Annotated in this window: 6 protein-coding genes and 1 pseudogene; 6 read left to right on the top strand and 1 reads right to left on the bottom strand. The window is 50.0% G+C overall.

The genetic code is table 11. The annotated features are described in order from the left end of the window. Positions 1-388 precede the first annotated feature (388 nt). The 5 genes from OO306_RS23645 (at position 389) to kdsB (ending at position 5,500) form a co-directional block, all read left to right on the top strand. Positions 389-817, top strand: a complete 429-nt coding sequence (locus OO306_RS23645; RefSeq protein ID WP_265970062.1) for a CatB-related O-acetyltransferase — start codon at positions 389-391, stop codon at positions 815-817. A gap of 14 nt (positions 818-831) precedes the next feature. Continuing rightward, the gene (locus OO306_RS23650) at positions 832-1,929 is read left to right on the top strand and encodes a hypothetical protein (RefSeq protein WP_265970057.1); all 1,098 of its coding nucleotides are present in this window, start codon (positions 832-834) and stop codon (positions 1,927-1,929) included. A 24-nt stretch (positions 1,930-1,953) separates the two neighbouring features. Beyond that, positions 1,954-3,036 carry a right-handed parallel beta-helix repeat-containing protein gene (locus OO306_RS23655; protein WP_265970058.1) on the top strand — a complete coding sequence of 361 codons (1,083 nt, stop codon included), beginning with the start codon at positions 1,954-1,956 and terminating at the stop codon, positions 3,034-3,036. 304 nt (positions 3,037-3,340) lie between these two features. After that, positions 3,341-4,183, top strand: coding sequence for a 3-deoxy-8-phosphooctulonate synthase (gene kdsA / locus OO306_RS23660; RefSeq protein WP_265970059.1), 843 nt, complete (start codon positions 3,341-3,343; stop codon positions 4,181-4,183). A 30-nt stretch (positions 4,184-4,213) separates the two neighbouring features. Continuing rightward, entirely contained in the window at positions 4,214-5,500 is a 1,287-nt protein-coding gene (kdsB, locus tag OO306_RS23665) for a 3-deoxy-manno-octulosonate cytidylyltransferase (RefSeq protein ID WP_265970060.1), read from the top strand. 95 nt (positions 5,501-5,595) lie between these two features. On the opposite strand, the gene OO306_RS23670 is transcribed toward kdsB, so the two are convergent. Further along, positions 5,596-6,528, bottom strand: a complete 933-nt coding sequence (locus OO306_RS23670) for an SIS domain-containing protein (protein ID WP_265970061.1) — start codon at positions 6,526-6,528, stop codon at positions 5,596-5,598. 424 nt (positions 6,529-6,952) lie between these two features. Between OO306_RS23670 and OO306_RS23675 the strand changes: the two are divergent. Continuing rightward, positions 6,953-7,145: pseudogene (locus tag OO306_RS23675) on the top strand (transketolase); the annotation flags it as partial.

The following is a 7,145-nucleotide window of genomic DNA, read 5'->3' on the forward strand; positions in this document are numbered from 1 at the left end:
GGCCCCTCTCGGGGCCGTTTTCATCGACCAACGCTGCAAACACCAAACGAAATACCGTCCGACTTTATCTCCTTAGGGGAGGAAATTAGTGTCAACTCAATATCCCGCACACGGAATCAAGTACAAACAAGCAAATATCAAAGGTATTTTGATCGCAGAATCGCCGAGCAGCATGGCTGCAGTTGTGAAAGAAAAGTGCTCTATCGGTTATCTTTCATATACTGGACGTGACTCAGAAATCTACAGCACCCGTATTGGCCGATTTTGCTCTATTGCACCTGAATTTATATCCGGCCCTACTAATCACCCTACAAGTCGCCTGTCTTCCCACCTATTTGCTTTTTCCAATAAAGGTCCATTTTCTGGATGCGATGAGTACCTAGAATGGATGAGGGGACCGAGCCTCGACTCCAATGAAAGCGAAGTTATAATAGGTCATGATGTATGGATAGGAAGAGGAGTCACAGTAAAGCGAGGGGTAACAATAGGCAACGGAGCAATCATTGGAGCAGGCTCGGTAGTCACAAAAAATGTCGAACCTTACTCTATTGTAGCCGGCTTACCAGCAAAGACTATTAGAATGCGATTCTCCGACATAATCATCAGCAAGCTACTCGAACTAGAGTGGTATAACTATGATCTAAGAAAGTCCAAGGTACCCAACCTCGACCCAAGCGATGTAGAATCATCCATTAGCCTAATACGAGACTTGATCGACTCGAATTCCATCAGCCGCATTCAATGCGCAAAATACAAAATAACGTCGACAGACATCAGCGAAGTTCAACAAATCGCGAGCCCACCGAGCAACTGCTAATATAAAGGCTTAACATGATTGATAAATGGCGCACGCTATTTCGTAACGGTGATTATGACCTAATAGTTCAAGACGCCACAACAAAAACCATCGACTCATTGTCCATTGCAGACTTTAACTACCTCGGCCTATCCGCGCTTGCTTCGCAAGCACATGATTGGTTTATTGACCAAGTTAACACCCCGCCACCAGCCAACTTAGCACCGTACCTTTCACTATACACCGGCTCTCTTGCTTACCAGCAAAAAGATTACACACTTGCATCTGAACTCATCCTTTCAACCAAAGAAAAAGTCATTCAAAACGGTTATATCTTTGGTCGCGACGCGTGCTCATGGCTTAGAGGAGTGAACTCATATGTACACTCTTTAGATAATTCAGCACCATTTAAATTGAGCGAGCCAGAAATCACCACAGACATCCGAGACCTTCAGGAAAACTTTAATTGCTTGTGCTTTCTCGTTTCAGCTGACTCTAATTACCTTTCCCGTTTTGGCCAAGCCCTCATCGATAGCTTTATCGAACACAGAGATGATGATGCTCTGCTACTCATCAGCGTGATAAATCCTAGCACTCCCGCCAAAGTATGGATATCAGATCACGCGGTCAAACTTAGAAAGTCAGGTATTTATTTTCTTTATACGTCAGGCCCCGAAAACAGAGCTTACTATGCTAGCAGTAGATTTCTGCTCACACCATTGCTGCTAGATCTTATAGATCTCAACATTCTTGCTTTTGATATTGATGCTGTATTCACGAACCCTACAAGCGCAATCAGAGAATCACTAAAAAACTTTGACTGTGCATTTGCACAGCAAGAGTTCAGACTTCCCTGGCAGCGCTGCCAAGCGGGACGTGTTTACCTATCCAATACTGCAAGTGGTAAAGGCGCGGCGAAGGCCATATCAGACTTCTGCAGACTGGTATATAACGACTGTATCGACCAGTGGTTCATCGATCAAAATGCGCTTGAATATTACCGACGAATAAATGAATGCAACCCCAGCGCTAAACTCGGAAACCTGTACAAGAACGAACTGGTGATCAACTCAATTTTTTGCCCTCCAGGCAGTCAGAAGAAACAGCTAGAAGGCTTATTATACCAACACTAATCACATCCAAACCTTGGTGAACTCATGAAAGCATCCGCACTATCAGCAGCCCTACTATGCTTCAGCTCTTTGAGCTACGCCTCTACGCCTACCCCTCCCCACCAGTGCAACCTCCCAAATTTTGATAACGGAAATAAGCTTATCGAGCTGAACTCTGAGTGCATATATAGTGACACAATCAACATCACCCAAAGCAATCTTACAGTCGATTGCAATGGTGCTGTGCTAAACGGCCAACACCGCCTAAAGAGCGGTATTGTAATCAACGGCAAAGGAGAAAAGATCAGCAACATCACCATCAAAAACTGCACACTTATTAATTACAAACACCATGCCTTAATCATAACAAGCGGCACAACCCCCAAAAAACTAAGTTACGACGCAAAGAGGCTTCACTCAATCGCACCCAGCAACATTAAACTTAACAAACTTAACATATACAACAGCGGCGCCGGCGGCGTATACTTCTTTGCTTACGTACATAACTCATCCCTCACAAATTCAAAAATCTCTTCTTCTAGAGAAGCTGGAGTGTACCTCAGCCAGAACACCAACAATATTGAGATTTCTGGAAACATCATAGCCCATAACGGATACGTGTCAAAGAAGGCAAACCGAAGAGAAGGGATTGCGATTGACACTTCTCACAACAACAAAATCCACAACAACCTCTTTTTAGAAAATGGTGCTGGTGGCATTTTTTTATATACTCGATGTGGAAAAGTCCCAAACCCTGAATCCTTCAGCCCTAGCAACTACAACATTATTTATAATAATGTTTTCCGTAACGAGCCCATTGGCGTATGGCTTGCCTCCAGGCAGAGCAGGGATCTCTCATCTTTCAAATGCTCCGGAACGCCCCTTGACGAGAGTAAGCGTTTCTTTCGCGACTATGCAGATCACAACACAATCAAAAACAACCAATTCTGCGATGGCAAGCTAGCAGTTCGAATTGAAGGGGATGACAACACAATCACTGAAAATTCTTACAACTCATCACACACAGCATTTAGCTCAGAACCATACGCCGACAAAACCAAACATGATGGATTACGATCCAACGGCAACGTAATAAGCAATAACAAGATGACGGAATGCGTTAAATAGAAATGCACGCTCTCCATTTCGACAACAGAAGCACCCTTTCTCACGCGCACTGATCACTACACAGCGTAATTAGCCAGCCTCTCAGATACATGCTCATTTCGCCAGTGGGTATAGAGCTATAATTAGTTGGTTTTTTAGCACACACTCTTACCACCCCGACCAAGACCACAGGAAATCAATAATTGTCACTTTAGCCCTTCAAATGGTATCATCCCCTGCCCCCAAAAGCGGCACGACAATGAAGTCTCCACATACGAGTACCTGACAGTACGCCTGGCTGCTCGCCTGAAGAAAGAGTAAAAAAGTGATCAAAATTACCCCAACTATCGAATGCTCCAACTCCGCCCCCTTCGTCCTATTCGGCGGCATTAATGTACTCGAGTCTGCGGACCTCGCACTGACCGCCTGCGCCGAATACGTTCGCGTCACCGAGAAGCTGGGTATCCCATACGTCTTCAAGGCTAGCTTCGACAAAGCCAACCGCTCCTCTATCAACTCCTACCGTGGCCCAGGCATGGAAGAAGGCCTGCGTATTTTTGAGAAAGTGAAGGCTGAATTCGGCGTTCCTGTGATCACCGATGTTCACGAAATCTATCAGTGCGCCCCTGTTGCCGAAGTGGCCGATGTACTGCAGTTGCCTGCATTCCTAGCGCGCCAGACCGATTTGGTCGTTGCACTGGCCAAGACGGGCAAGCCAGTTAACATCAAGAAGCCTCAATTCCTGAGCCCTTCTCAGATGCAAAATATTGTGCACAAATTTAAAGAAGCTGGTAACGACCAGCTTATTCTTTGCGATCGCGGCAGCTGCATGGGCTATGACAATCTTGTAGTCGACATGCTGGGCTTTGGCGTCATGAAACAGACCTGCGACAACCTGCCGATCATCTTCGACGTGACCCACGCACTGCAAAACCGTGATCCATCCGGAGCAGCCTCTGGCGGTCGCCGTGAGCAGGTAGTCGACCTGGCGCGCGCAGGCATGGGAGTTGGCCTTGCCGGGCTGTTTCTGGAAGCCCACCCGAATCCAGACCAGGCTAAGTGCGACGGTCCAAGCGCCCTGCCACTGGACAAGCTGGAACCGTTCTTGGCACAGATTAAAGCGCTGGACGACCTGGTCAAATCTTTCCCCGCTCTGTCCATCTCATAATTAGATCTTGAGTAAACAAGGACTGTGACTATGGCAAGCTCTGAACAACGGGTCGCGATTGTCATTCCCGCGCGCTACGGCTCCACTCGCCTGCCCGGCAAACCGCTGGCAGACATTGCTGGAAAACCGATGGTGCAGCACGTGTACGAACGCGCTCAGCAGGTCGCCAACGCTCACGCAGTAGTCGTCGCTACGGATGACGAACGTGTTGCGCAAGCCGTGCGGGCTTTTGGCGGCGAATGCGTAATGACCTCGCCCGACCATCCATCTGGTACAGACCGCCTCGCCGAGGTGATGGGCCAAGTGGACGCTGATGTTTACATCAACCTTCAAGGTGATGAACCTTTGGTTCGCCCTGCGGATATCGAGGCTCTGGCGGCGGGGATGCTTGCAGATGCCACCGTTAGCGTTGGAACGTTGTGCCACCCCATTGACTCCCATGAGGCAGGCAACCCCAACACCGTGAAAGTGGTGCTCGCCACGAATGGCAATGCACTGTACTTCAGCCGCTCACCAATTCCCTATCCTCGTGACGCTGAGACCGCCACTTACCTGAAGCATGTAGGCGTATATGCCTACCGCCGAAGTGTACTGTCCGAATATGCAGAGCTGCCCCAGCCGATGATGGAGCACGCAGAGAAGCTCGAACAGTTGCGCCTCATGGCTGCGGGCTACTGTATACGAGCGTACGTGGTTGAACCCACCGGACCTGGCGTGGATACCCCCGAGTGCCTAGAGCAAGTTCGAGCAATCATGAGCGGCCAACCGCAGGTTTCGAGACCTACGCTGGCTGATATACGCCTAGTGATCACCGACGTTGACGGCGTATTGACCGATGGCGGCATCTACTACGATGCAACTGGCGAATGCCTCAAGCGTTTCCATGTGCGCGACGGGATGGGCATGCGCCTGCTTGAGGAAAACGGGGTTCGCGTAGCTGTATTGTCTGGCCGGGATTCGGCTACCTTACGCAAGCGGGTAGCAGACCTGGGTGTAACCTTGTTCCAGTTCGGCGTAAAAGACAAGTTAGCGGCTTGTAATCAGCTAATGGCTGAAGCGGGAGTTAGCGCCGCACAAACTGTGTGCATAGGCGATGATTCCATCGACTTGCCTGCCTTCGCTGCTTGCGGCATGTCTTTTGCTGTCGCAGACGCGCCTGCCTATGTCAAGGCAGCAGCCACGCAAACTTTGAGTGCTGCAGGTGGTACCGGTGCGTTCCGCGAACTGGCTGATGCCATTTTGCACGCCCAAGGCAATGCGGCGGTGCTAGGCACCGCCGCAGGTTACGCACAAGTTATGGCTAAGATGGCGCAGTAAGCGACATAGGCGACAAGGCTTGTATCAGCTTGTAGCTGCAACAAAAATGGCCGCTCTCAATCCTATTGAGAGCGGCCATTTTTTCATCCCTGCTATCAGTCGAAAATCTCGACCACACCGACCACGGCTTTATCTGCATCTGCTACAGCCAGGGCGCGGATTTTATTGTCCCGCATGTAAGCTTCGGCTTCGGACAACTGAGCGTCTTCCTGGATAGTGTGCGGATCAACAGTCATGAACTGGGACACCGGGGCGTGAATGATATTTTCGTCTTCCAGCAACGCGCGACGCAAGTCGCCGTCTGTAACAATACCTACGAGCTTTTCATCATCCATGACCACGGTCAGGCCCAGGCGACTACGAGTCATAACCAGCAGACAATCGTGGAAACTGGTTGCTGGAGTTACTACTGGAGCTGGCGAGTGCATGACATCGCGAACACGAGTCAGCAATTTACGACCCAAGCTGCCGCCGGGGTGGTAGCGCGCGAAATCCATCGGCTTGAACTGGATAGCTTCGATCAAAGCCACAGCAAGGGCGTCCCCCATGGCCATTGTCGCCAAGGTGGAGGTGGTGGGTGCCAGATTGTTAGGGCAAACTTCGCGTTCGACGGAGATATCGAGCCAAATATCAGCGTGCTTGGCCAACGTCGACTGACCGTTTCCGGTCATTGCGATAATCTTGTTCCCAAAAGACTTGAGGCTTGGAATCAGCTTGATCAATTCATCGGTTTCACCGCTGTAGCTGATTAGAATCAGAACATCGATCGGCTTGAGCATGCCCAAGTCGCCATGGAAGGCTTCGGCAGGGTGCAGAAAGAAACTTGGGGTACCAGTAGAAGCGAAGGTGGCGACCATTTTTTGGCCAATCAGCCCAGATTTACCCATACCGCATACGACAGTACGGCCTTGGCAACCGAGGATCAGCTCGACTGCATTCTGAAACTCGCCGTCCAAGCGATCGGCAAGCTGAGTGACGGCCTGAGCCTGTGCGATTAGGGCTTCTTTAGCGATGTTTAGATGGTTCATGTTCGTCCCTGACGACTGCATAGATTGTGCGAAAGCGCGAATGTTAAGGTTTTTGCAACAGTAAGCAAAGTGCGGGAAGAGAAATCGGACTGTCGGACAACGATTAACTCTGCACCTTCGTCCAACATGAGTGGTCAAAATATCGCCAAATCCTCGGTCCCAACCCCTCAAGAAGTAGTGGCCATTAGATGGCAACCTTCATGCCTACCTCTTACAGAACCAGAGTCTGAAGCGAGCAAATGGCCAATGAGGATCTCAATTGCAATCTCCGACTCACCGCTCCAGAGGCTTATTTTTTCTAATGCTTCGACCTCATACCAGTAGCTTGCAACCTGTAATTACCATCAATCATTGCCCTGTACCCTCCGCTGCGCCAGAATGCCGCCTTTTTTGACCCATCTACTCAATTGTCAGGAGACCCGCGATGCCTAGCCGTCGTGAACGTGCAAATGCCATCCGCGCCCTCAGCATGGACGCAGTTCAGAAAGCCAACAGCGGCCACCCAGGTGCCCCTATGGGCATGGCGGATATCGCCGAAGTGCTTTGGCGTGACTACCTGAAGCACAACCCGAGCAACCCAAGCTTCGCCGACCGTGACCGCTTCGTGCTGTCCAACG

The sequence above is a fragment of the Pseudomonas sp. DCB_AW genome, from assembly GCF_026240895.1.
Classification (GTDB): Bacteria; Pseudomonadota; Gammaproteobacteria; order Pseudomonadales; family Pseudomonadaceae; genus Aquipseudomonas; species Aquipseudomonas kermanshahensis.